Consider the following 25,564-nt stretch of genomic DNA (forward strand, 5'->3'; position numbering starts at 1 on the left):
GGCGCGCACCCTTTGCGCGTCCGCGACAACCCCAACCGCATCGCGGGTTCGGTCGCCCACAGCGCGGACTCCTACAGTGCAGCTCCCCGCTGTTACGATACGACGCTTCCACTTCGCAACGGCCTGATGACCGACTCTCCGCCCGCCGCCCTCACCTCGCAGGAACGGCGCGCGTTCTGGCTGTTCATGCTGTTCGCGCTGTTGCTGCTCGGTGCGGGCATCGGCTTGCGCGACCCGTGGCCGTCGGACGAGCCGCGCTACGTACTGGCCGCGAAGCAGATGGTGGAATCCGGCGACTGGCTGTTTCCGCGCCGCGGCATCGAGCTGTATTCGGACAAGCCGCCGATGCTGTTCTGGTTGCAGGCTGCCGCGTACGAACTCGTGCGCAACTGGCGCGTCGCGTTCCTGTTGCCGTCGCTGCTCGCGGGCCTGCTCACGCTTGGCTTGACCTGGGATCTCGGCCGGCGCCTGTGGAATCCGCGCGCCGGCCTGCATGCGGCGATCGGCGTGCTGTTCACGTTCGAGTTCATGTTCCAGGTGAAGCGCGCGCAGATCGATCCGCTCGTGATGGGCTGGATCACGCTGGCGAACTGGGGCCTGCTGCTGCATTTCCTGCGTGGACCGAACTGGCGCGCGTACTGGCTCGGCTGCTTCGCGGCCGGTCTCGGCGTGATCAGCAAGGGGGTCGGCGTGCTCGCTTTGCTGATGTTCGTGCCGTACCTGTTCGCGCGCCTGCGTGGCTGGGACGGCGTCACGCGCACGTCGGGCGCGACGCTGCACTGGCTCGGCGGGTTGCTCGCGTTTCTCGCGCCGATCCTGGCGTGGGGGCTGTCGGTATTGCTGGTCGCGAAGGCGCGCGGGATGCCCGAGTACGCATCGTACGTCGACGACCTGTTCTTCCATCAGACCGCCGGACGCTATGGCGGAACGTGGTCGCACCCGCAACCGTTCTGGTACTACCTGCCGGTGTTGCTGCTGCATTTCTTCCCGTTGTCGCTGGCGTATCCGGCCGCATTGCCACGCTGGTGGCGCGACCTGAAAGCCGGCGAAGCACGCGTGCTGCTGCCGCTGGCGTGGACGCTGCTGGTGATCGTGTTCTTCAGCATCCCGAGTGGCAAGCGCGACGTCTACCTGATGCCGGTGCTGCCGATGCTCGCGTTGTCGCTCGCTCCGTATCTGGTCGAGGCCACGCAGGCGCGCTGGCTGCGTCGGCTCGCATTCGGCGTCGCACTCGTCGCCGGGCTTGCGGTCACCGCGGTCGGCGCGTGGGCGTTGCTCGGCCATTCGAGTGCGGCGGAAGCGTGGTTGCAGCGCAAGCAGCTCGACGACCTCGGCCACTACGTGTGGACCATGTTCGTCGCGATGGGACTCGGCTTCCTCGTCGCCGCGTTGTGGTTTCGCCCCCGCCGCGGCCTGCACGCGTTGCTCGCCGGCATCGGTGCGCTGTGGCTGGTGTGGAGCGTGTGGGCGTATCCGCTGCTGAACGATTCGAGTTCCGCCGCGGGCGTGATGCGGCACGCGCGCGAGTTGGCCGGAGCGGGCAGCGAGATCGGTCTGGTCGCGTGGAAGGAACAGAACCTTCTGATGGCGCTCGGCCCGGTGCGCGACTTCGGCTTCCGCCTGCCGCGCAACCAGCAGTACGCGGCGGCACTGCGCTGGATGGAGGAGGCGCCCGCGCAGCGACGCATCTTCATCCTCGAGCAGGCGATGGACGCAGCAGGCGCCTGCCTCGATCGCACCAAGGCGACTCGCGTCGGCAATGCGAACCGGCGCGAGTGGTATCTGTTCGGTGCCGACGCGGTCGTTGCCGGTTGCGTGCCGGGCGCGGCGGCGCCCGGCGGCAACGAAGAGGACAACGATCCTTGATCCGACCGTGCCCGCTGCGACGGCCTTGCGCATTCGTTCGTCCGGGTAGCCGCTTCGGATGGATGCGATGACGTACCGCTTCGATGATTTCCTGCTCAACCCGGCCACGCGCGAGCTGCACCGCAACGGCGTGCCGGTGGTGTTGCCGGCGCGCGCGTTCGATTGTCTTGCCTACCTGATCGAACATCGCGAACGTGCGGTCGGTCGCGATGAGCTGATCGCCGCGGTGTGGGGGCGGGTCGAGATCAGCGACGCGCTGCTCGGCCACACGATCGTCAAGATTCGGCGCAGCCTCGGCGACAGCGGCAACGAGCAGCGTGGCGTGCGTACCGTGCCGCGCTTCGGCTACCGCTGGGTGCAGCCGGTGCAGGTGATCGACGAAGCACCGATGGATGCGGTCGCGACGGTGGAGGAGGCAGCCGATGCGCAGGCCGTCGCGCCGTCGCCGTCAGTCGCGCAAGCCGTCAACGCTGAGGCCGTGGTTGCGCCGCGCGGCCGCACGCGGCATGCCGTGGCCGCTGCAGTGGTGGTGGCCTGCGCGCTCGCGGCGCTTGCATTCTGGCGGATCGACCGGCATGCGCCGAGCGCGCCGGCGCCATCGACCGGAACAATCGAAGCGGCGCCGTTGGCGGCGGCTGTGCTGGTGTTGCCGGCGCTGGTCGATGCGCCGGAGGATTGGCATTGGCTGCGCCTCGGTGCGATGGATCTGGTGGCGAACCGCTTGCGCAGCGCAGCGATCGCAACCACCCCGAGCGAGAGTGTCGTCGGCTTGTTGCGCCAGCGTGGCGCGACGGGCGAAGACGACCTGCTGCACGATGCGACGCTGGCGCAGCTGGCCGCAATGCGCGTACAGCCGAGCATCCGCCGCGAGCAGGGCCGCTGGAGCGTGCGTCTGGATGCGTTCGGCGCGCAGCGTGCGCTCAGCGTCGACGCAGAGGCGGACGATGCGATCTCTGCCGCGCGCGCGGCAGCCGATGCGCTGCTGCGCAAGCTCGGCCAGGCGTCTGCGCAGACGCAGGGCGAGGCGGTCGCCGGACTCGACGAGCTGTTGCAGCGCTCGGGCGCCGCAATGCTGGCCGACCAGCTCGACCAGGCGCGCGCTCTGATCGTCGCCGCGCCGCCATTGTTGCAGCAGCAACCACGCGTCGAGCAGCGCATGGCCCAGATCGAATTGCGTCGTGGCGAGTACGAGGCGGCGGAATCGCGCCTGCACGCATTGCTCGACAGTACCGCGGTCGCGAACGACGACGCGCTGCGCGCCCGCTCGATGATGACGCTTGCCGCGGCGTGGGTGCGCACCCAGCAGGGCGATCGTGCACTGGAACTGTACGACGAGGCGATCGCGCTGCGCGAACGCGCGGCCGACCACGAAGTGCTCGGCGTCGCCCGCCTCGGGCGCGGCTCGATCCTCGCCCTGCAGGAACGCTACGACGATGCGACTGCGGAGCTCGCACGCGCACGCATCGAGCTGGCGACCGTCGGCGACAGCCTTGGTGTCGCCAGTGTCGACGTGAACCTCGGCGAGTTCCAGCGCATGCGCCATCGACCGGCCGACGCGCTCGTGCTGCTGAAGAAGGCAGTCGGCGAATTCGAATTGCTGGGTGCACGCGAAGGGCGCGCTTATGCCCTGGCGCAACAGGCGACCGCCGAACGCGAGCTGCTCGACGGCGAGGCGGCGCTGGCGACGAGTACGCGTTTCTGGCCGGCCGATGCGCACACCAGCAACCAGCGCATGCGCTGGAACCTGACGTTCGAACGCGCGGCGGGCCTGGTGGCTAGCGGTGGCGTCGCCGAAGGCGAGCGCCTCATCGAACGCATCGGGGCGGAGTCGGACCCGCGCAAGGACGCCCTCCCGCGCGCGCAGGCGGCGCTGCTCGCCGCCACGATCGCCGAACGGCGCGGTGACCGGGTGCGCGCGCTGCTGGATCTCGAGCGCGCGCTGGTGCCGATCCTGCGCGACGGCGATTCGATCGGATGGACGCATGGCCTCGTGCTGAAGGCCGCGCTTGAGCGTGGACAGCAACAGCTCGCCGACGCCGCGGCGACGACCGCGACGTTGCAGGCCTGGGCGAGTGCTTCCAGCGATGAGTGGCGCGGACTGCACGCCGCGCTCGCCGCGGCCGGGCAAGCGGAGGTGGAGCATCGGCGCGAACCGGCGCTCGAACAGTACGCACGCGCGATGGCCATGGCCGAGCGCATCGGCGTGCCGGAGGAACTGGTCGAGGTCGGTGCGCCGTATCTGGCCGCGTTGGTGGATGCGAGCCAGCTCGATACGGCGCGCGCGGTGAGCGGTCGCATCGCGCTGTGGGCCGAACACGACCCGCGCGCGGCAACTGCGCAGGCGCACTTGTTCCGCGCGCTTGGCCAGGACGACGCCGCGCGCAGCGCCGAGCAGCAGGCCGCGCGGCTGCTCGCCGCGTATGCGACCGCCCAGGCCGGTCCGCCGTGAATGACTGCCGCCTTCGTGGAGCGGGCTCGCTCCACTGCTTGCTTTGAATCCCCCCGTCGGCAATCCGCGGGACGCACCCGGCGCAAAGCCCCAACCGGAAGCCGTTCGCCCTGAGCGCAGGCCGAAGGGCCGGAGTCGAAGGGCCGCGACGGGAGGGCAAGGCAGGAGGCTCCGCAAGCGTTTCGACTGCGCCAGCTCCCCGTTGCGCCCGACGCGAACGGTTTGGGTAGTCCGTTCGTCCCCAACACAGGGCAGGTACATGGATCGTGCATGCCTAGTGCATCGATCCGACATGCGCATCATGCGGGCACATCCGACCATTGCCGGGTTCGCGACCGCCCCGGTCGCGGCGTCGCGCGACGCCTTGCCGCGTTGCACCGAGTGGCGTTCACCTTCGAGGAAGACCAAATGAAGTTCCTGCGAGCGGCTGGTTCCCTGTGCCTTGGACTGTTCCTCGTCGCGGGCGTGCGCGCGCAGGCGCTGCAACGCCTGGACATCGGCGGGGGCAAGTTGTCCATGCCGGTCGCGCACGCGGGGTATCTGTATGTCGGTACCGGCGTCACGATCAATGCCTGGGACATGGCCGACCCGTCGCAGCCGGTATACGCCGGCCGCAGCAGCTCCGCCCCGGCGAGCGGACCGATCGACGCGCTGGCAGTCGTAGGCGACCACCTGTATGCCGCGTGGAGCGCGCCCGACGGCACGGGCGGCATCACGATCTACTCGCTCGCCGATCCGGCCCGCCCGATCGTCGCCGGCGAATACGACGATTTCGTCGTGTCCGACTTCCACGGACCGATGGGCCTCGCGGCCACCGGCACGACGGTCTATCTCGGTGACGGGCAGAACGGCTTGTTCGTGCTGGATGCGAGCAATCCGCTGGCGCCGAGCGTGATCGGCTCGGCCAGCGGCATCTTCGAATTCGACGCCATGGGCGTGTTCGGCAACCAGCTACTGACGAGCGGATCGAGTTTCATCGGTGGCCGCATCGTCAACGCGATCGATGTCTCCAACCCGTCCGCGCCGGTGCTGACCGGCAACGCGTCGCTCGACGGCGGCACCGTGTTGCGCGCGGTGCTCACCGACGGCTACGCACTCGGCGTCGGCAACGACCTCATCGTCGTCGACACCCACGACGGCGCGAACCTCACCCAGGTCTCGGATACGCCGATCGACCAGGCGACCGGCGCGATCCGCATGGGCAACACGCTTTACCTCGTCGGCGACAGCGGCATCCAGGTGTGGAACTTCGCCAATCCCGCGGCGCCGACGCTCGTGCGCACGGTCGCGATGCCGACCTTCGCGCCCGACCAGACCGCGATCACGCCGTTCGGTCCGCTCGTGCTGACCCATACCGATCGCGCGGTCCTGCTCGGCACTGCCGACCCGCAACAACCGACGCTCGCCGCGCAGTTCACCCTGCCGATCGGCGTCGCGGTGCACGCCGGCGCATTCGACGCGACCCATGCGTACTTCGCCGAGGAAGGCTACGGGCTCGGTGTCGCCGATGCGGCGAGCCTCGCGCCGATCGGACGCTACGACGCGAACCTGCCGGCGAGCCTGGCCGCGCGTGACATGGAGGACATCTCGGTCGACGGCGGTCGCGCCTACCTCGCCGCGTGGGGCTACGGCGTGCTGATCGCGGATCTCGCCAATCCGGCGGCACCGGTCGAACTCGGCCGCTTCGAATTCCCGTTTGCCAGCGCGATCGAGGCGCATGGCGATCGCGTGTATGTCGCGAGCACCACCAACGGCGGCATCTTCAAGGTACTCGACGTCGGCAACCCCGCCGCGCCGGTGGAACTGGGTTCGCTGCTGACGAGCCAGACTTACGACCTGACCGTGCGCGGCAACTACGCCTACCTCGCCGACGGCGCGGACTTCGGCGACGGTGGCCTGCGCGTGGTCGACGTGTCGAACGCGGCACAGCCGGTCGTGGTCGGCCAGGACACCGGCTGCCCGTATGCAATGGGCGTCGACGTCAGCAGCGACGGCAACACGACCTACATCGCATGCGCGTCCGACGTGGCATTCGCGAACGCACTGCGCATCATCGACACCAGCAACCGCGCGCAGCCGCTGCTGCTCGGCAGCCTGAGCTTGCCCGGACTGCCGCCGAACCTGACCGACTACAACGTGGCCCACTCGGTCGTCGTCGCCGACGGGCGCGCCTACGTCGGCAACGAGTTCGGGCTCGACGAGATCGACGTGACTGATCCGACCGCGCCGGTCTGGCTTGCGCGGCATTCCACCGGCTATCCGGTCAGGAAGGTCGAACGCGCGCCGGACGGCCGCATCTTCGCATTCACCTCCGCGGCCGGCGTGTTCGTGTACGTGGTGCCGGGCGATGCGATCTTTGCCGACGGATTCGACTGAGACCTCGTGCGTGCGAGCCCCGGCGTCGGCGCTCAGCGCCAGTCGCCGGCGGCCGTGAATGCGGCCCAGTAGTAAGGATGGGTGGAATCGCCGCGCGCGCGGCGTGCGGCGAGCACGCTGCGCTGCGCCGCGGCCATCGACGCCGCGGTGTCGAGCCCCTCGCCGATGCGGGCGGCATACAGCGCCTGGGTCCATTCCGCGGTCGCGGCATCGTCGACCGGCCACAGGCTGGTCAGCACGGTGCGCGCGCCGGCGAGGCGGAACGCGCGCGCAAGTCCGAACAGCCCTTCGTAGCGATGCGTCGATCCGCGCGCGGTCGTGCACGCCGCGAGCACCGCCCAGCCCGCGTGCGACAGATCGAGCGTCGCGATTTCCTCCGCGGTCAGCACGCCATCGTCGCTGCTGTCGTCCGCGCTGCCGGCGGACAGCAGTAGGGCCGTCGGCGCGATCGCCGGCGCGGCCGGATCGAGCGGAACGTCCGCCGCCAGCGCGAAACCGCGAAGCGCGAGCGATGTCGTCTGGTTGTCGCAATCGGCGTTCGCACTGATGCCGTGCGTGCCGAAGTGCAGGATGTCCGCGTTGGCCGCCATTGCGCGCAGCTTCGCCTCGGTGGCATCGGCGCCGAGCAGCATCGTCGCTTGCGCCGCGTCGCCGAAGCGGTTGCGCCAGAGCGCACCAAGCGCTGCGCTTTCGCGGCGCGCGCCCGGCAGTGCCGCCAGGCCCGTGCCGCAGCCGCGTCGTGCGACCCGCGAGGACGTGCCGACGACCGGATCGGCGACCGCGAGCAGCCGCGGCGCCGCCTGCGGCGCGGCGGGCGCCTGCAGCTCGCGTTCGTGATTGAGTTCGTGTGCGCGGAATCCGCGTTCGGCGAGATAGCCGTCGCCATCCGGCAATGCGCTCCACGGCATGCGATACAGCGCACCGGTCGAAAGCACCAGCCAGTGCGTGCCCGCGCCTGCCGCGGCGATCGGCTGCCACAGTTTCCCGCGCAGCGCGCGGCCGCGCTGCTCGACGGCGGCGAGCGCGACGTCGCGATCGGCCAGTGCCGCGCTCCATGCGTCGATCTCGCGCGAGATCGATTCCAGTTCACCAAGGCGCACGGCGCGCACCGGCGCTTCCGCGCTGGCCAGCACGAACGCGTAGAGGTCCGGGCTGCGCCGTTCGGCGTCGTCGCTGGCGAAGTCCGCCGCGTTGCGTTGTTGCGATACGGTGAACATCACGAGCGAATTGCCGGCCGGCAAGTTGCGGCGCAGGGCGTCGAAATCGAGCCGCGTACCCGCCAGTGCAGCCGCCAGCGGGGTCGCGCCAGCGAGTGCGCGTTCGGCGCGATCCAGGTGCAGCTGCGCTTCGGCGCGTGCATCCGCATTGGCGCCGGCGAGTTCGCTGCGCGCGAGCGCGGCGCTCGCGTCGCGCCACGCCTGCCACAACGCCGCGAGTTTCGGATCGTCGCTGGCGCGAGCCGACGCGAGGCGTTGCGCGCGGATCGCGGTCAGCTGGTCGCGGGCGGCCATGCCGAGTTCCCATGCGCGCTCGAGGTGCGCGGGCTTGCCGCTCGCGATCGCGATCGAGGTGACCTGGTCCAGGGTAGGTCGCAGGTATTCCTGCAGGTTCACCGCCTGCCGTTCGCCGAGATGGCTCGCGGCCAGGCGCAGCGCGGCCTGGCGTGTCCGTTCGGCTGCCGCGGCCTCGTCGAACGCCTCGTCGAACCTTCGCTGCCCCCACAGGCTCGCCGCCAGGCCCATCGAGGAAAACAGCGTGCTTGCCTCGCTGCCCGCACTGGTTTCCTGCAGGCGCGCAAGCGTTTCGCGAAAGCCGGGTTCGGCGTCGGCAAAGAGTCCTTGCCGTACCTGCAGCATCGCGAGGTTCGTCTGCGGCAGGTAGTCCGCAGGATCGGTGCTCTTGCGCGCGTGCGCGATGTCCAGTGCGCGTTGGTACAGCGCTTTCGCGGCGTCGAGGTGGCCGAGGTTCGCCTCGGCATTGGCGTGGTTGTTGAGCACCTGCGCGAGCGGTATCGATTGCGCACCGAAGCTCTTGTCGAACAGCGGTTCGGCTTCGAGGTAGTGCGCGATCGCCTGCTCGTTGCGACCGAGATCGCGCTCGAGGTTTGCCAGGCCGTGCAGCGTGGCCGCGCGCATGCGGCCGCTCGGGTCGGGGTCGAGGCTGTCGGCGGCGAGCGCCTGCTCGTAGACCGGGCCCGCGCGTTCCTTGTCGCCGGAAATCTTCAGCGACTGGCCGAGCACGAGCAGGGTGGCCGCGATGTCGCGCTGGTCCGGCTCCGCCTGCGCGCGCTGGATCACCAGCGATTGCTCGAGCGCATCGATCGCGGCGCCGTGGTCGCCGTTCTCGCGCGCCGCCTTCGCCTTGGTGCGCAGGATGTCGGCGAGTCGCCAGCTGCGGTCGCCGAATCGCGTGCGGGCGATGCGTTCCGCTTCGGCGAGCTGAGCCATCGCCTCGGCGCCCTTGCGCTGCCGGATCAGCGCGTGGCCCCGGTTCTTCAGGCCCAGCAGGAGGCTTTCGTCATCGTGCGCCACACGTGCCAACGCGATCCCGCGATCGCTCGCGGCGATCGCTGCGGGCGCGTCCGCACGAATGTTGTGGATCGTGCCGAGCTGGTTGGCGATGCGCGCCTGCAGCGGCGTGGGCCATTTGGCTGCTGCCGCCTCGCGATCGAGATCCTGCAGTGCAGCCAGCGCATCGTCGAGCCGGCTCCGCTGCAGCAGTACGCGTGCCTGCTGCAGCCTTACCGTTGCAACCGCGGCACTCGCCGCTCCCGAAGGCATGCGCAACTGCAGCTCGCGCGCGAGCCATTCGTCCAGTCCCGGCGTTTCGGGTCGCGCGCAGGCGAGTGCGATCTGCGAACGCAGGGCGAGCGCGTCGGCAATCGCCGCATCCCGTCGGGTCGATTCCGCGCGCGCGACGCCGGCCGCGGCAGCCAGTTGCGCCGCTTTGCATGCTCCGCGCGCCACCAGGCCTTCCGGATCGTCACCCGCCCATGCCCATGGCGCGCACAGAAGCGAGAGGCCGCAGGTGGCGACGGTCATCCAGTTCCCGCGTTTCCCCGGTTCGCGCATGCCAGCCTCCGTGCCGCGATTCTAGACCCGCCGGGCCGGCCATGGCGTCCGCCTCGATCAAACCTCCCGTCAGGGACAGGTATCGGCGCTGCTGCCGTCGCCGCCGTAGCCGAAGATCTGGTCGCAGGTGTAGGCCGCGCAATTCGAGAACTCGGAGGAGTTGCCAGCCAGGTCGCGCACGACCATCGAAAACTGGCGGCCGCCCAGGGCGCTGGTCGAACTGACCGGGATGTCGACGATCACGCTGCCGTTGCTGCCCGGCGAGGCATTGTCGATCGTCGCGACGCTGGTGCTGTGGTATTTGCGACCTTCGCCATGGCCGGAGGCATCGCAGCTGCCGTCGGAGAACAACTGCACCAGATAGGTGCCGTTGGTGGAGACGAACGCCGTGACCACATGGCCGCGATGCTTGCCGCCCTCGGCGAGGCTCAGCGCCGGATAGTTGAGTCCGCGGTTGGCCAGATTGGCGGCGCCGGGCGCGGCATCGTTGTCGACCGGATCGACGCCGGCGGCATTGAGGTCGATGCCGAGTCCGTCGTTCTCGTAGATGGTGTTGCTGAGCAGGGAATTGTGCAGGCCGTCGACGATGCGCACGCCCGCGCCGCCATTCCATGCGATCGTGTTGCTGTTGATCGAATTGTCGTGTGCGTCGCCGTGGATGCGGATGCCGTCGGCAATGTTCGGCAGGTCCGAAGGGCCGCACGTCGGCAGGCACAGCGTGATCGAGCGGACGCCGACCCGGTTCGAGGCGATGAAGTTGTCGAGCGCGGACGTGCCGGCGAGTTCGATGCCGTAGCTCTGGTTGCCGGAGATGAGGTTGTCGCGGATCGTGTGGTGGCTGCCGGTGACCTGGATGCCGACCTGGTTCGGCGCCGCGGCAAGTCCGTTCGCGCTGGTGCCGATGTAGTTGTTCTGCACCGTGCTTCCGTTCGCATGCGTCGCCAGCATGAGCACGCCGGTGACCCACGCGTACGGGATGATGTTGCGGTCTGCCGTCTCCTCGCCGCCGATCAGGTTGTAGTAGGTCGAGCTACCCGAGACGCGGATGTTCACCGCGTTGTTGCCGAGCGCGGTGCTGCCGAGCGTACCGGCGAACTGCACGCCGTGGATCCACGAGCCCGCGCCACCCTGCAGGTCGACCGCGGCGTTGTCGAAACCGCCAATCGCGACGCCGCTCAGCTGCAGGTAGTGAGAGGCGCTGACCGACGAGGGAATGCGGAACGCGTAATCGTCGGAGAGATCGCCGCGGATGCCGATGCAGATGTCCGCATTGAAGCCGTAGGCGGCGGTGTTTTCCGCGCTGCCCGGCTGGGTGTAGCCGTCGATGATCACGCGATCGGTGATCGTCGGCAGCGGCGCCGCGAGGGTGATGATGCGCGGGCAGCCACCGGGGATGTTGAAGTGGATGTAGTTGAGGCCACCGTCGGCGTTCGCCTGCGTGATCGCCCAGCGCAGCGAGCCGGTGATCTGCGGCACGAGCTGGTCCGCGGTGGTAGTCACGACGAGCGTGTTGGTATCGTCGATATTGGTCTCGTAGACGCCGCGGTCGGGCGCGGAACCGACGGTGCGCGGGCCGCCGTCGATATCCTGGGTGAGCGGGTTGGAAACGAACGGCGTGCCGCTGTTGACGGCCGGCGAACCGACCTGCAGGTGGTAGTCGTTGCTCGCCGGCGCGGTAAAGTCGGGATCCTGGTTGAGCGTACCGGTTGGCGCGCCGATCGGAGCAGGCGAGGCATCCAGCACCTGGTAGATGTTGTTGCGCAATGTCAGGTGTCCCGACGCGCGCGTGCGGATGTCCTGGCCGCCCGCGTTGTCCCAGAAGATGTTGTTCTCCGCGTGCAGGCGGTAGTCGTCGTCGGCGAACTGCGTGTCCGTGATGCAGAGGCCGTCGCCGGCGTTGTCGCCGACCACGGAATAGGACAGGAACACGTCATCGAGATCGTGGTTGTCGACGTACAGCGCACACCCGGAATGTGCGTTGTGCACCGCGAGCACGTGCGACATCGAGACCGCGTCGCTGTTGATCCCGACCGCGTAGCCGCCGTTGTTGACGCCGTTGCAGCTCCCGCTCGTGCACAGGTCCTCGAAGATCACGCGGCGCAGTGTTACCTGCTCGTCCGGCCCGCTGCCGCCGTAGGACACTGCCTCGAGCCAGACGCCGCCCGCGATGTGCGCGAAGCGGATCGAGTCGATGTCGAGCGAATCGTAGGTCTGCAACTGCACGATGTCTGCGTCGCCGGTGATCGTGGTCAGGTGCGGATCGAGGCTGCGCGACGTGCACGCACTGTTGTAGCCGCCGACGATCGTGATCGTGTAGCCGAACGACGGGTCGTCGATAAGGTCGAGCGGATTGACGTCGAGGTGGTAGGTGCCCTGCACGACGTGGATCACGACATCGTCGTCGACCGCAAGCAGGATCGCTCCGAGCAACTCGCCACTGGTGTCGACGCAGCGCTCTTCGGTGGCGAAGGCGGGTTTGTGCAGGCATGCGATGAGCAGCAGTGCCAGCCAGGGGAGCGTGCGCAGGCGGATGGACATCGTCGAGGCCTCGGGAATCCGTTTCCCTAGGAACACCACGCGGTGCGATTCCGAACATCGCGGCGTCCGAGATGCGCCGCCGCGGTGCTCATTCTTCGCAGTCTTCCTCACGCACGGCCACCAGCGCCATCCACGACGGCACGAACGGCGGCATCTCGCGCACCTCGGGCCAGAACTGTTGTTCCCTTTCGCAGTCGGCTTGCGGATGCGGGCCGAGTTTCGCGACGACCGGTACCAGCGCAGGCGGCGGGTCGAATCCGTCCTGGAAGATCACGTCGTCATGCAGCTCGTCGTAGACAGCCAGGCCCGCGACGCCCCCCTGGCCGCTGTTGAAGCTGCCGAGCACCGCACCGCTGGCGATGTCGACGTGGTAGACGTTGCCGCTGTTCGCGCCCGCGGTCCAGAAGGAGGTGCCGTCCGGATCGAGGTTCATCGCGAACAGGCCGCTCGCATCGGTCTCGCCGATGCTCGTGCGCGTATAGGTGTGCAGGTTCGCGCCCTGCGGACTCAGGCGATGCACCGCTTCCTGGCACGCGACCATCACCTCGCGGTTCGGTCGAATGCGCAACGCATAGCAGTAAGGCGGCGTGAGGCCGGTCGCGAACATCGGCAACACGGTGTGCGTGCAGGCGTTGTAGCGGCGCACGTCGGTGTCTTCGGACGTGTAGTAGAGCGTGCAGTCGTCACCCGCGAGATCGATCCAGTCGGTGCCGCGCGGGCCCGTCGGCAGCACGAGCGTGTCGAGCCGCGTGCCATAGCGATCGAACTTCAGCACCGGTACCTGGTCATCCGGCGAGCTCGAGCCGCCGGCCTGCCCGATGTAGACATTGCCGGCGTGGTCGAACACGCATGATTCGTGGTTGGCGAAGGTCGCATTGCCGAGCGGATGGCGCGTGAAGTCCTCGTCGAGGATCGCGCCGAAGCGGCTGTAAAGGACCGGCCCGGGATAGGCGAACCGGGTCGCGAGCACGTTGCCGTTCGGGGCGAAGCAGATGCCCGTGACGATGTAGCCGAATCCACTCGGCAAGCGGTCATCCCAATCGTCGATGAAGGTACCGCCGGTGGTGTAACGGCGGATCTTCCTGCCGCTGGTTCCGTTGTCCTTGCCGACGAGCACGAAGCGCGTGCCGGGCGCGATCTCGTCGCTGATGATCGTGCCGGTCGCGGTCGGACTGCCGGGCACGCCGTTGCCGAGCGCTGCGTTGGTCACCTTGTTGCGGTACAGGTCCACCGCGAAGGACTCGTTGCCTTCGACCACGCCGTCGCCATTGACCGGATACACCTGGGTCTTCAGCACCTCGCCCGGTGCGAACGTGAACACGTAGTCGGACGGCAGCAGGTAGTCGCCCGACGGCGACGTGCCGTAGACGGCCGTGCCGTCGCGGTTGCGCACCTCGACCGTGACCGCCTGCGTGGTCGGCTGCGACAGGTGGACATTGAATCCCATCGGCGTCATGCCCGTCGCGCCTTCGACGACGCTCGCGTCGCTGATCGTGACGCGTGGCGCCGGGAATACCTCCAGCGCGGTCGGTGCGAAGCGCGCGGCATAGTCGAGTGGGTAGTTGGCGTCGATGCGATTGAAGCTCGCACCCGCGGTCACGCTTGCGTACGTCATCACCGGCACGACCGCGCCGAGCGGCGGCGCATAGCCTCCCGCGAGGCGAAGGACGAGGCGTCCCTGGCCGTCGAAACTGGTCGGGAAGCCTGCACTCGCGGCGCCGCCGGCCTGGACGAGGTCGTGGCTGCCGCCCGCGCTTCCACCGAGGTCGACATCGAGGATGCCCGTCTCCTGCACGGTCACCGCGCCGCTCACCACGAGCGTGCCGTACGGCGTGCCGGCGAGCGCGCCCGGCGCGATCCGTCCGCGAAGCACGATCGAGGCCTGCACGGTGCCGGTACCGGCCAATGTGGACACGTCGCCGAGTGAATAGGAGACCGCGGCGCCGCCGAGGTCGAGCACGGCGTTGTTGAGCCGCGTGATCGCTGGCGCGGGCATGCCGTTCGCGTCGCGGAACGAGCACTTGTCGGTCGCCACCTGGCTGCAGACGATGCTCGCATTGTTCACCGTCAGGTCGCCGTACTGCTGGAACGCGGAGAAGCTGCCGCCGAACGGCATGTCCAGGGTGCCCGGGCCGTTGACGACCATCGTTCCGAGGTTCTTGACGATCGCGTAGTTCGATGCCGGCGTCGCACGGCCGATCACCGTATTGCCGCTGATCGTCAGCATGGCCCCGGCGTTGTTGACCAGCTGGCTGCTGCCGTCGAGGTACAGGCGCGAATTGCCACCCGCGATCGCGGTCGTTCCACCCGCCATGTTGCGCACTTCGCTCGCGACGAGCAGGGTCAGTGCGGTGCCGCCCGCCGAGCCAAGCGTCAGCGTGCCGGAGTTCTCGAAGAACACCGCGTTCTCGAGGGTGGTCGGCGCGAGCAGCGAACCGCTGCCGCCCGCGTGCAGATACAGCAGCAACTGGTTGCTGCCGAGGACCGTCGTCGCGCGGCCACCGGCGAAGCGCAGCCTGGACGTCACGTCGAAAGTCTTGGTGGATCCGACCACCGACAGCACGCCGTTGCCGCCGAGCTCGAACTCGGCGACGGTCGGGGAGATGTCGAGGTCCGCGGTGCCGTTGGCCAGCACCGCGGTGTCGCCGCTGCCCGGAGCGCGCGTGGAGGGCCCCGCGGCATCCGCGCAGCCGCTCCAGTTGGAAGCCACGCTCCAGTTTCCCGACGGCGTGTTCCACGTGCAGGTGGCGGCGGGTGCGGCCAGTGGCAGCAGGAAAAGCAGGAGTGTTGCGAGCGTGCGTGTCATGGGGCTGTTCCCGCGAGGTTCCTTCAACGGAACACCGCGGGACGCCGATCCGAACACGCATGTCAGCGCGTGTCGGACGTGCCGAAGTGGTAGGCCAGCACGCGCACGTGGCGTGTGTCGACGAGTTCGGCGGCCGACTCGGACAGCAACGCATTGAGTTGCCGTCCCTGCACGCGGACGTTCACCAGCGGTTCGCTGCTGACGCGCCCGATGCCGCGTTGCGGCGCATCGCTGGTTGCCGCTGCGTAACCGGCAAGTCGCTGTTCAAGCGCCTGCATCGGCCGATCGGCGAGGATCACGAGGAATTCCTCGCGACCGCCGTTGCTCGACACTTCCCACGACAGCGCGCGGCCGCCCTGCTGGCCGGGCAAGTGGATTTGGACCTGGGCGGGCAGTGGATTGGCCTGCGCGAGGCTCGCGAGCGGGAACAGCACGTGCAGCGTGCCGGCCTGATCCTCATTCAGGACATAGGCCCAGGTTTGCCGGTTCGACGAGAGCGTGAGGCCGATGCGATCGCCGAGCCGCAGTTCGGCGCCATCGCGCAACGGCTCGCCCCCGGTGGCGGTGCGACGCGCGAGTTCGACGTTCTGCTGCCAGCCTGTCGTACGCGATGTCCACCACGCGCCGGCTGCAAGCAGCGTCGCGAGCAGGGCTGCCGCAACCAGCAACGGCGCGCGATGCCCGCTGGGTTTCGTCATCCCACGCGCGCCGCCCTGGGTCGCGAGCAGCGCATCGCCGAACGCATGCGCGTTCGCGTAGCGGCGTTGCGGATCGGGCGACAACGCGTGCTCGATCACCTCGGCGAGCGGCGCGCCGATCGTCGGCTTCGATTCGCGCAGGTTCCTGCCGGCGTCGTCCGGGTAGGTGCCGCTCAGCAGGAAATGCAGCAGCACGCCGAGCGCATACAGGTCGTCGGTCGCCGCGCGCGGCGCACCATTGCGCGACTGTGGCGAGAGATACGCGGGAGTCGCCTGCGTGCGCAGCGAACCGTTCAAGGTGTCCGGCGCGCCAGCCGCGCCGAGATCGGCGAGCACGATGCGCCCGCCACGCGCGCGCATGACATTGCTTGCCTTGACGTCGCCGTGCAGCAGGCCGGCCGCGTGGATCGCGCCGAGCGCGGCGCACAGTTCGATGCCGATATGCGCGGCTTCGGCGTCGGAGAACGGTCCGTCCGCTGCGACGATCGCATCGAGCGTGCGTCCGTCGATCCATTCGTTCCAGATGCCCGGACGTCCGTCGTGCACCGCGGCGCCGTATACGCGCAACACGTTGCGCTGGCTGAGTCGCGCGAGCAGGCGCCCCTCATGCAGGAATTCATTGCTGCGCAGGCCGGCAGCCGCGGCTTCCGGCCGCAGCAGCTTCAGTGCGACCGTGGTCGCGAGGCCGGCGTCCCAGGCGCGATAGACCTCCGCGCTGGCGCCGCTGCCGATCTTCTCCTGTACCGCAAGCGGGCCCCACTGGAACAGGGTCGGCACATGCGGCGCGGGCGCTGCGCCGATGCGCTGGTAGGCGCTGCGCACCTGGTCGAGTGTGTGCAGCGCGTCGAGCAGGCTGGCATCGCTCGCGGTCGCGCGACTCCAGTCGATCGGCTCGCCGTCGACGAGCCGGTCGACCAGGCCGTGTTGGTCCGCTTGCGTCGTCATGGGCGGCCACCGAGCGTGCGCGCCAGCGCCTCGACCGCGCGGCGGATCGCCATGCGTACCGCATCCGGTGTCGATTGCACTTCGTTGGCGATGTCTTCATAGGTCATGTCGAACTCCAGCCGCATGATGACCAGCTCGCGGGCGCGCGCCGGCAGCGCTTCCAGCGCCGCCTCGTAGCGTTCCAGGCGTTCGCGCCCGATCGCCTGTTCCAGCGGCGATGCCGTGTCGTCCTCGACCAGGGCCTCGTCCAATTCGAGGCTCTCGCCGCGTCGCGCAACGCGACGGATCTCGTTGCGCAGCAGGTTCAGCAGGGTGCTGCGCAGGTACGCCAGGAAGCTGCCCGCGCCGCCGTACTCGAACCGGCCTATCTGCTTCAACACGCGGAAGAGGGTGACCTGAACAAGATCGTCGGTGTCGGTGAGATCGCGCGTCGACGGCGGCAGCCGTCCATGCGCCCAGCGCCGCAGCATCGGCAGGTAGCGCGCGGCCAGGCGCTCGCGCGCGGCGTCGTCGCCGCCGCGGGCGCGGTCGAGCAGCAGGGCGGTGGTTTCCTCGGTCTGCATGCGCGGCTTATAGCATGCCCGTTGGCGTGGCCCTGCCCAGTTCGGGGCAGGCTCTGGGCGCAGGTAAACCCTTTTGCCCTGAGCGCAGGCCTGTCCTGAGCGCAGTCGAAGGGCCCGCGGGCCGGAGTCGAAGGGTTCGGGGCGGTCGGTGAATCCGTTCGCCCTGAGCGCAGGCCCGCAGGGCCGGAGTCGAAGGGTTCGGGCGCATGGCGTTTCGACTTCGCTCGCTCCGCTCGCTGCGCTCAACGCGAACGGAGCCGGAAGCGCGCTGCGCCCAACGCGAACGGCGCCAGGAAGGGCGAAGGACCCGTCCGCGCGCCCGCAAACGGGATTGCGCCTATACTGCGGCCGCGCCACTGCTGGCGCTCCGCTCACGAAGAGGTCGCTCCCACTTGGCTACGTCGGAAACGCGCGCACGGCCGCGCAAAGCCGCAACCCCGAAGGCCACCAGCGCCTCCGCCCCCCGCAAGAAAACGGCTGCCTCGAAATCGCCGCCGACCGCGAAGAAGACCGTTGCGAAGAAGCCGGCGGCGAAGCGGCCTGTTCCTGCGACGAAGCCCGCCCCGCGCAAGGCGCCAGCCAGTCTGCGTGGCGGCAAGGCGATCGCCAAGGCGGGTCCGGCAAAGTCCGCCCCGCCCGCGGCGAAAGCCAAGGCCCCCAAGCTGCCGGATGCTGGCGCGCGCCTGCGCAAGATCGTGATCGGCGCGCTCGACGACCTCAAGGCGAAGGACGTCACCGAAATCGACGTGCGCGAAAAGAGCGGCGTGACCGATCTGCTGGTGATTGCGAGCGGCACTTCGTCGCGCCATGTGAAGTCGATCGCCGACGAAGTCGTGAAGAAGGCCAAGCACGCCGGCAACCCGCCGATCGGTGTCGAAGGCCAGCGCGAAGGCGAATGGGTGCTGGTCGACCTCGGCGACGTGATCGTGCACGTGATGCTGCCGCGCACGCGCGAGTTCTACGGCCTAGAGCGCCTGTGGACCGTCGGCGACGACGCACCGGCAACGCTCGCCGGCTGAATCATCCGCGCGGAGCGCCTGGATGCACGCCTTCGCGCAAATTCCGAGCTTCCGCAGGAGCGGCTGCGACCGCGATGCCCTCGATTTCCCCCGTGGGAGCGGCGGAAGCCGCGATGCTCCTGATTCCTTTCGCGCCAGCCGTCCCGCCCCGACGCACGTCGCATGAAGACCCGCCTCATCTCCGTCGGCGAACGCATGCCCGCCTGGGTCGCGGACGGCTTCGCCGAATACAGGAAGCGCCTCTCGCGCGACCTACCGCTCGACCTCGTCGAGATCGAACTCGGCAACCGCGGCAAGGGTCGCGACGCACAACGTGCGATCGCCGATGAAGGCGCCGCCGTACTCGCGGCGCTGTCCAAGGACGCCCACGTCGTCGCGCTCGACGGCCGTGGCAAACCGTGGTCGAGCGAACAACTGGCCGAACAGCTCGGCGCCTGGCGCATGCAAGGCCGCGACCTCGCGATCCTCATCGGCGGACCCGACGGCCACGCAACCGACGTGCTCGCGCGCGCGAACCAGAGCTGGTCGCTCGGTCCGCTGACCCTGCCGCACATGCTGGTGCGACTCGTCGTCGCCGAGCAGTTGTATCGCGCCGTGTCGATCAATGCGGGGCACCCGTACCACCGCGCGTGACTTCGCTTGGACACCGAATGAACTCCGTGGAACCCTTCATTGCCGCGCACGCGGTTCGCGTCGCGTACGGGTTTCCGCATTCACTGGCGTGACGTTGGGCACGCAGACCCTGCCAGGCTGCTCCCGTAGCATGGCCACCTCCCGGATCGTCACTGCCCATCCATGCATCGCACTCCCGGTTCCAGACTGCGCGCGCTTGCATTCGCGCTGCTCGCCTCGCCCCTGCTGCCTTCGCCGGCCCTGGCGGCAACCCATGGCCCTTCAACCATGCGTGCCGGAGCGGTCGCGCCGTTCAAGGGCCTTACCACGCTGGACGTTGATCTCACGGACACGCGTCGACGCATCGTCACGGTGCGCGAGCGAATCCCGGTGCAGCGCGCCGGGACAACGGTGCTGCTCTATCCGCAGTGGGATGCAGCCAGCCATGCGCCGTCGATCTCCGCCCATCGCCTCGCCGGGTTGACGATCACGGTCGACGGCAAGCCGTTGCAGTGGAAGCGTGAACCCGGTCGCGTGCATGCCTTCGAGGTGGTGGTGCCGGCTGGCACGCACGAGCTCGAAGTCGAGTTCCAGTACCTCGCGCCGCTCGGGCGCGAGGCATCGGCCACGGTGCTGGACGGGTTTGTCGGCCTGTCCTGGAACCATGTGCTGGTCTATCCGGCAGGCTGGCCGGTACGCCTGCTGTCCGTGCAGGCGACGATCACGCTGCCCGCTGGAATGTCGCCCGCCACTTCGCTGGAGGGCACTCGGGACGGCGCGCTCGTGCGGTTCGCGCCGGTGACACTCGACCGGCTTCTCGACGCGCCGGTGTTCGCGTCCCGCCACGTGGATGCGCGCCTCATCACCGGCGCTGCCGCGCCCGTGCACGCGCACTGGATTGCCCGCGACGCGGACGCCATCGAACATGCCGCCGCGTTCGATCGTCCGCTGGCCGCCGTCGTGAAAGAAGTCGAAGCGGTGTTCGGACGCCCTCCGTTCGAGCACTACGAATTCCTTTTCGCGCTCGACGACCGTTTGCCGGGCCCGGGCGGCATCGAGCACGCGGCATCCGGCGAAGTGTTCCTGCCAGCGGATTTCCTCGCGAACCCTGCCGCAGCCGTGCCGTACATCGACGTCGTGCCGCACGAGTTCATCCACGCATGGAACGGACTGTGGCGAATCCCGGCCGACATGGCCACCGCGACGCCGAACGAGCCGGCGACGGGTACGATGCTGTGGCTGTACGAGGGCCAGACGGAGTTCTGGTCGCGCGTGATTGCGGCTCGGGCCGGATTGCGAAGCATGCAGGAGACGCTCGATGCGCTCGCGCTGGATGCGGCGATCGTGCAGTCGCGGCCAGGCCGTCGCTGGAAATCGCTCGCCGACAGCGGCAACGATCCGCTGATCCAGAATGGCGCGGTCCATTGGCGCGACTGGCAACGGCGCGAGGACTACTACGTCGAAGGCGTCCTGTTCTGGCTCGACATCGACGCGCAACTGCGCCGATGCAGCCACGGCGCGAAAGGCATGGACGATTTCGCCGCACTGTTCTTCGCCGCAGCGAACAGGAAGGCCGGCGAGCGATACAGGACGTACAAGGAGCCCGATGTCGCCGCCACGCTCGATCGTCTCTGTCCTGGCCAATGGTCCGATGTCCTGCGGCACAAACTCGACACCCACGACAGCAAGGACATTCTCGACGGCCTCGCCGCCCACGGCTGGCAACTGGTGTTCCGCGACACGCCGAGCGCGTATTTCCGCCTCAATGAAGTGGCCGATGGCGTTGCCGACCTGACCTGGTCCATCGGCCTGACCGTGGCGTCGTCAGGCCTCGTGAAATCGGTCGCATGGGACGGCCCCGCGTTCGCGGCCGGTATCGTGCCCGGCGCGCGCGTGAACACCGTCGACGGCGCGCCATTCAGCCCCGAGGCGCTCGACCGCGCCATCGCCTCGGCCGCACCAAACGGACGCGTGCACCTGGGCATTGCTTTCGACGGAAAGGAAGAGGTCGTCGACGTCGATGCAGGCAAAGGACGGCGCTATCCCCACCTGCAGCGCATCGACGGAACGCAGGACACGCTGTCGGCACTGCTCGCGCGGCGCGGCGCCGGCGCGGATTGAAAGCATGCAGCGATCGCGATGTTCACGACTCCGGCGATCCAGCCCTTTCTTCGCGATGAATGCCGAATCCGATGCCGGGATCCTGCGCGACGCCGGCGACGGTCATCGAATTCCGGCATGCCGGTCCTCAAGGACCATTGAAGCCGTCGCGGAAGATCACGTCGCCACCGGGAACGACCGAGCCGAACTCGAAGGCGCCGATATCGCAGCGCGGCCCGGCGACGCGCGCCGCGCCGCGCTGGTCGGTCGGCATGTCCTCGCCTTCGTCATCGACGCATGAGGAACTGCCCGATGGCGGGTCGATCGCCTCGCTGCCGGCGAGCAGCGCCTGCGTCATGGTCGGCCCGCCGTTGTCCTGCAGCGGCCCGATCGTGGTCGGCGACACGAAGCCCCAGGGTCCATTGAGGGTGCAGCCGGACGCTTCCGCGAGCAGGTTCCAGGAGAAGGCCTCGAGCGTTCCCGAGCAGTCGTCGTAGATCGGGCTGTCGAACAGCGTGTTGCGGGCGAGCAGGGTGTTGACGATGACGAATTGCGCACCGCCGGATGGCTCTGCACGGACGCCGCCGCCGATGCCGCCATTTTCGTCGCGGTCGTGGTCCGCGTCGTTGTCGATGATCGACGTGCTGTACAGGTACGCCTTGTAGTTGTTGTAGATCCCGCCGCCATCCGTGTCGGCCGCGTTGAGGGTCAGCGTGCCATTGACGATGCGCAGTTCGTTGGCGTTGAAGATGCCGCCACCCGAGCCGGGACTGGCGATGTTCGCGGCAATCGTGCTGTCGCGGATGCGCGTGTCTCCGTACACGTACAGGCCACCACCATACTGCGCAATGTTCGAACGCACGGACGTACGCGCGATCGTGAGCGTGCCCGAACTGTCGATTCCTCCGCCTTCGGCGGACTGGTTGTCCCGGATCACGGCATCGGTGATCACCAGGGTGCCGCGATTGAAGATGCCGCCACCGAACGTGCTGCCCGGCGGCCTTCCGTTGCGGATCGTGACGCCCGACAGATGCGCCTCGCTGCCGACTTCCACAGCAAGTGCGCGGTCGAAGTGATTGGCATCGATGATCGTGGTTGCCGCACGGGCGCCGACGATCGAGACGCTCTGTCCCGACGCGAGGGGCGCGGTCACGTTCAGATCACCCGTGTCGTCGCCGTTCGCGCCGGCCGGTGCCCGCGTCAGCACATACGTTCCGGCCGGGAGGCTTATGATCGCCGCGCCCGGCCCGACCCGGTGATTCGCCTGCATCACCGCAGCGCGCAGGGAGCACGTGCCGGCGAGCGTGTGGCACGCACCATCCGCGACATTGTCGTCGATGAGATCGGCCGTCGTGTCGACGAGGAACACGACGTCCGCATGGGCGCCAGCCGCCGCCAGCAGCGCCAGGCCGCCGAGGACGAGTCGCCGCAGTCCACTGGAAAATGCTCGACATGTCATTGCTTGTGCTCCGTCAACAGCGGCCGGTTTGGCCATAGGAACAGCAAACGGCGCGCAAGCCGGCCATGGCGCCGCGGTTTTTTCTTCCGCGATCCGTGGATGCGGCGACGGGATGAACGAGCGCCACCTGCGTGATTGTGTAACCGCGCATGCATCCGCTAGCTTTGCCGACATGCCCCGCCACGCCCCGCCATTGATCGCACGTCTTCGCCGTCGCCTGCTGGCGTCGGCGTGGCTGTTCGCGTTCCTCGTGCTGGGCAAGTTCGCACTCGCGACGACCTGCGCGGGCGACGGGCTCGCGGCGGCGCCGACAGCGGGTGTCGAGGCATCGGCGTCCGGCTCCGCGGACGTCGCGGCCGCGGCCGATGCGGACGAGGGGCCGTGCTGGCATGGAGGAAGCGGTGGCTGCCACTGTGCGTGCGCGCATGGCGTCGTGCTGCCGACCAGCATCGTCGTGGCGGATTCCGCCGCATTGCCGCTGTCGCCGCAGGCGCTGCCCGCGGTGTTCGTCAGTTCCGCGCAGAAGACCGAGCTTCGCCCACCCATCGCCTGATCGATTTTCCGCACGCGTCCTTCGCGTGAAGGTCGGCGCACGTCATGCGCCGCGGATTCGATTCCAGGAAATCCACCATGAATACGATCCAGCGGGCGCATCGCGCCCGCGCCGTGCTGTGCCTCGCCGTAGGCACGGCCCTGTCGACCGTCGCCATGGCCGCCGGCGGCCATGGCACGCGTGAACAGGCGCCGCCCGCGCTGGTCGCGGCCGTGCGCGCCGTGTGGGAACGCAACGCCGCCGTGCAGGCGGCCGAAGCAAAGGTCATCGAGGCGCAGTCGCTCGCGCAGGCGGCCGCGAAGCCGTTGTACAACCCCGAACTCGAACTCGCCGTCCAGAACGCCGATGTCGACACGCGCAGCGTCGGGCTGGCGCAGCAGATCGACTGGTCGGGCAAGCGCCGCGCACGTACCGCCGCGGCGGATGCGGGAACGCGCGCGGTCGAAGCCGAACGCGACGGCGTGCGGCAGTCGGTCGCCCTGGACTGGCTGCGTGGTGCCGCGGCCTGGCAGGTCTCGCGAGCGCGTGTCGCGCTCGGCGCCGAACGAGTCGACCTGCTCGCGCAATTCGTCGCGCTCGCGCAGAAGCGCCTGCGCGCGGGCGACATTCCCGCGCTCGAGCGCGACCTTGCCGAGCTTGCCTTGCAGGAAGCGCGCGCACAGCAGGCGGAACTCCTTGCCGAATCGGCGAAGGCACGCCAGGCGCTGCAGTCCGTCGGCGGTGTCGTGGCGGAACTTCCATCGATGCTCGATGCACCGCCCGCGGTCGACACCCGCGCATTGCCCGATGCCGCGCTCGCCGCGTTGCCGGAGGTTCGTCGCGCCGAGGCCGAGCGCGAAATCGCCGAGGCGCGCGTCAGCGTCGCCGAACGCGATCGCCGCCCCGATCCGTCGATCGCGTTGACGACCGGTCGCGTCACCGACGGCCCGTTCAACGATCGCCTCGTCGGCGTCACTGTGCGCGTGCCGCTGTTCGTGCGCAACGACCATCGCGCCGAAACGGTCGCGGCACGCGCGAATGCGGAGGCCGCGGAAGCGGGCCTGCGCGATACGCGCACGCGGGCGAGCGCACAGGCGGAACAGGCGCGCGAAAGCTACCTCGCCTTGCGCGAGGCCTGGATCGGCTGGCGCGACAGTCGTGCCGCGCGTGCCGGCGATCGTGCCGCGCTGCTGCAGAAACTGTGGGAAGCCGGCGAATTGAGCACGGCCGACTACCTCGTCCAGCTCAGGCAGAGCCTCGATACCGAACTCGCCGCAACGGGCGTGCGTGCGCGCGTCTGGCAGGGCTGGGCCGATTGGCTCGCCGCGTCCGGTGGCCTCGCCGCCTGGCTCGACCTTGCCGATGTTCCCGCCGCCTCGAACCAGGATATGTCCCGATGAAGCGCTATCTGCTGGCTGCAACGTTGTGTGTACCACTCGCCGGCGCCGTGCGCGCGGCCGAGGAAAAATCGCCTGCCGGCCCCGCGCAGGAAAATCCGCTCGTGCTGGATGCGGCCGCGCAGGAGCAACTGGGCGTTTCCACGGCGGTCGCCGCGATGCAGGCGCTGGTCGAGGAGATCAAGGCGCCTGGTGAAGTGAAGGCGAACGCTTACGCCACCGTGCTGGTGTCGCCGCGTGTCGGCGCGCAGGTGGTGCGGCGCCAGGCGCGCCTCGGCGATGCCGTCGCGGTCGGCCAGGCGCTCGTGACGCTGTCCAGCGTCGACGTCGCCGAGGCGCAGGGTGCGCTCATCGTCGCCGAGCGCGAATGGAGGCGCGTCAGGGCGCTGGGCACCGAAGCCGTCTCGGCCAAGCGCTACACCGAAGCGCAGGTCGCGCGCGACCAGGCGCATGCGAAGCTGCGCGCGTTCGGCGTGGCCGATGGCGAAATCGGCGGCCTGTTGCGCGTCGGTTCGAAGCGCGCGACCGGCGAGTTCTCGCTGCTCGCGACGCAGGCGGGGCGCGTGACCACCGACGACTTCGTCGTCGGCGAGCGCGTCGAGCCGGGCAAGGTGCTTTTCACGCTCGTCGACGAGACGCATGTATGGATCGAGGCGCAGGTCGCGCCCGCCGCGGCGGAGCGCATCGCGAAGGATGCGCCGGCGCGCGCCGTCGCGCACGACCAGTCCATCGAAGGCAAGGTCGTGCAGCGTTCGCACCGCACGCAGGAAGCGACGCGCACGTCGTCGGTGCGCATCGAAATGCCGAACCCCGGCGACGTGCTGCACCCGGGCGAGTTCGTCGAGACGTTCATCGCCACCGCGGACAAGGAAACGGTGCTGGCCGTTCCCGCCGATGCGATCGTGCAGTTGCAAGGGCAGGCGGTCGTGTTCAAGGCGGTGGCCGGCGATCGCTTCGAACCGGTGCCGGTCGATGCCGGCGCCACGCGCGGCGCGCTCACGCGGATCAGGAACGGCCTCGCCGAAGGCGATCGCGTCGTCGTGCGCGGCGCCTACGTGCTGAAGGCGCGCCTGCTCAAGGCGCAGCTGGGAGAAGGCCATGCGGACTGACGCCACGCTGGCGATGCGGGGATC

Annotated in this window: 15 protein-coding genes; 9 read left to right on the forward strand and 6 right to left on the reverse strand. The window is 69.0% G+C overall.

Going from position 1 to position 25,564, the window contains the following annotated elements; translation table 11 throughout:
• Window positions 1-126 precede the first annotated feature (126 nt).
• From ACILRJ_RS09980 to ACILRJ_RS09990, 3 genes are all read left to right on the forward strand, one after another.
• Window positions 127-1,866, forward strand: a complete 1,740-nt coding sequence (locus ACILRJ_RS09980; protein WP_395682919.1) for an ArnT family glycosyltransferase — start codon at window positions 127-129, stop codon at window positions 1,864-1,866.
• A gap of 67 nt (window positions 1,867-1,933) precedes the next feature.
• A complete protein-coding gene (locus tag ACILRJ_RS09985) occupies window positions 1,934-4,315 on the forward strand; it encodes a winged helix-turn-helix domain-containing protein (RefSeq protein ID WP_395682921.1) in 2,382 nt (793 codons plus the stop codon).
• A 408-nt stretch (window positions 4,316-4,723) separates the two neighbouring features.
• Window positions 4,724-6,691 (forward strand): LVIVD repeat-containing protein, encoded by a 1,968-nt coding sequence (locus ACILRJ_RS09990; protein WP_395682923.1) that lies wholly within the window; start codon window positions 4,724-4,726, stop codon window positions 6,689-6,691.
• A gap of 32 nt (window positions 6,692-6,723) precedes the next feature.
• Here the strand turns inward: ACILRJ_RS09990 and ACILRJ_RS09995 are convergent, their stop codons facing one another.
• The 5 genes from ACILRJ_RS09995 to ACILRJ_RS10015 all read right to left on the reverse strand — a co-directional run bounded on the left by ACILRJ_RS09995 (window position 6,724) and on the right by ACILRJ_RS10015 (window position 17,312).
• Window positions 6,724-9,732, reverse strand: a complete 3,009-nt coding sequence (locus ACILRJ_RS09995) for a CHAT domain-containing protein (protein ID WP_395682925.1) — start codon at window positions 9,730-9,732, stop codon at window positions 6,724-6,726.
• A 99-nt stretch (window positions 9,733-9,831) separates the two neighbouring features.
• A complete protein-coding gene (locus ACILRJ_RS10000) occupies window positions 9,832-12,300 on the reverse strand; it encodes a NosD domain-containing protein (protein ID WP_395682928.1) in 2,469 nt (822 codons plus the stop codon).
• Between the two features lie 88 nt (window positions 12,301-12,388).
• Window positions 12,389-15,106, reverse strand: a complete 2,718-nt coding sequence (locus ACILRJ_RS10005) for a Calx-beta domain-containing protein (RefSeq protein WP_395682930.1) — start codon at window positions 15,104-15,106, stop codon at window positions 12,389-12,391.
• Between the two features lie 62 nt (window positions 15,107-15,168).
• Complete coding sequence (locus ACILRJ_RS10010; RefSeq protein ID WP_395682932.1) at window positions 15,169-16,749, reverse strand: serine/threonine-protein kinase; 1,581 nt, start codon at window positions 16,747-16,749, stop codon at window positions 15,169-15,171.
• Complete coding sequence (locus tag ACILRJ_RS10015) at window positions 16,746-17,312, reverse strand: RNA polymerase sigma factor (RefSeq protein WP_395682934.1); 567 nt, start codon at window positions 17,310-17,312, stop codon at window positions 16,746-16,748. The genes ACILRJ_RS10010 and ACILRJ_RS10015 overlap by 4 nt, the downstream gene beginning before the upstream one ends.
• A 662-nt stretch (window positions 17,313-17,974) precedes the next feature.
• Between ACILRJ_RS10015 and rsfS the strand changes: the two genes are divergently transcribed.
• The 3 genes from rsfS to ACILRJ_RS10030 all read left to right on the forward strand — a co-directional run bounded on the left by rsfS (window position 17,975) and on the right by ACILRJ_RS10030 (window position 21,064).
• Entirely contained in the window at window positions 17,975-18,331 is a 357-nt protein-coding gene (gene rsfS, locus ACILRJ_RS10020) for a ribosome silencing factor (protein ID WP_395683084.1), read from the forward strand.
• Window positions 18,332-18,493: 162 nt separating this feature from the next.
• On the forward strand, window positions 18,494-18,964 hold the full coding sequence (gene rlmH, locus ACILRJ_RS10025; protein WP_395682936.1) for a 23S rRNA (pseudouridine(1915)-N(3))-methyltransferase RlmH: 471 nt from the start codon (window positions 18,494-18,496) through the stop codon (window positions 18,962-18,964).
• A gap of 162 nt (window positions 18,965-19,126) precedes the next feature.
• Window positions 19,127-21,064 (forward strand): M61 family peptidase, encoded by a 1,938-nt coding sequence (locus tag ACILRJ_RS10030; RefSeq protein ID WP_395682938.1) that lies wholly within the window; start codon window positions 19,127-19,129, stop codon window positions 21,062-21,064.
• Between the two features lie 127 nt (window positions 21,065-21,191).
• On the opposite strand, the gene ACILRJ_RS10035 is transcribed toward ACILRJ_RS10030, so the two are convergent.
• Window positions 21,192-22,502: a choice-of-anchor Q domain-containing protein gene (locus ACILRJ_RS10035; protein ID WP_395682940.1), complete on the reverse strand. Its 1,311-nt coding sequence runs from the start codon at window positions 22,500-22,502 to the stop codon at window positions 21,192-21,194.
• A gap of 172 nt (window positions 22,503-22,674) precedes the next feature.
• Between ACILRJ_RS10035 and ACILRJ_RS10040 the strand changes: the two genes are divergently transcribed.
• From ACILRJ_RS10040 to ACILRJ_RS10050, 3 genes are all read left to right on the forward strand, one after another.
• The gene (locus ACILRJ_RS10040) at window positions 22,675-23,055 is read left to right on the forward strand and encodes a hypothetical protein (RefSeq protein ID WP_395682942.1); all 381 of its coding nucleotides are present in this window, start codon (window positions 22,675-22,677) and stop codon (window positions 23,053-23,055) included.
• 77 nt (window positions 23,056-23,132) lie between these two features.
• The gene (locus ACILRJ_RS10045; RefSeq protein ID WP_395682944.1) at window positions 23,133-24,434 is read left to right on the forward strand and encodes a TolC family protein; all 1,302 of its coding nucleotides are present in this window, start codon (window positions 23,133-23,135) and stop codon (window positions 24,432-24,434) included.
• Window positions 24,431-25,540 carry an efflux RND transporter periplasmic adaptor subunit gene (locus ACILRJ_RS10050; protein WP_395682946.1) on the forward strand — a complete coding sequence of 370 codons (1,110 nt, stop codon included), beginning with the start codon at window positions 24,431-24,433 and terminating at the stop codon, window positions 25,538-25,540. Before ACILRJ_RS10045 ends, ACILRJ_RS10050 begins: the two co-directional genes overlap by 4 nt.
• Window positions 25,541-25,564: the final 24 nt, after the last annotated feature.

Origin of the sequence: Dokdonella sp., from assembly GCF_044227025.1 — a bacterium.
Classification (GTDB): Bacteria; Pseudomonadota; Gammaproteobacteria; order Xanthomonadales; family Rhodanobacteraceae; genus Dokdonella_A.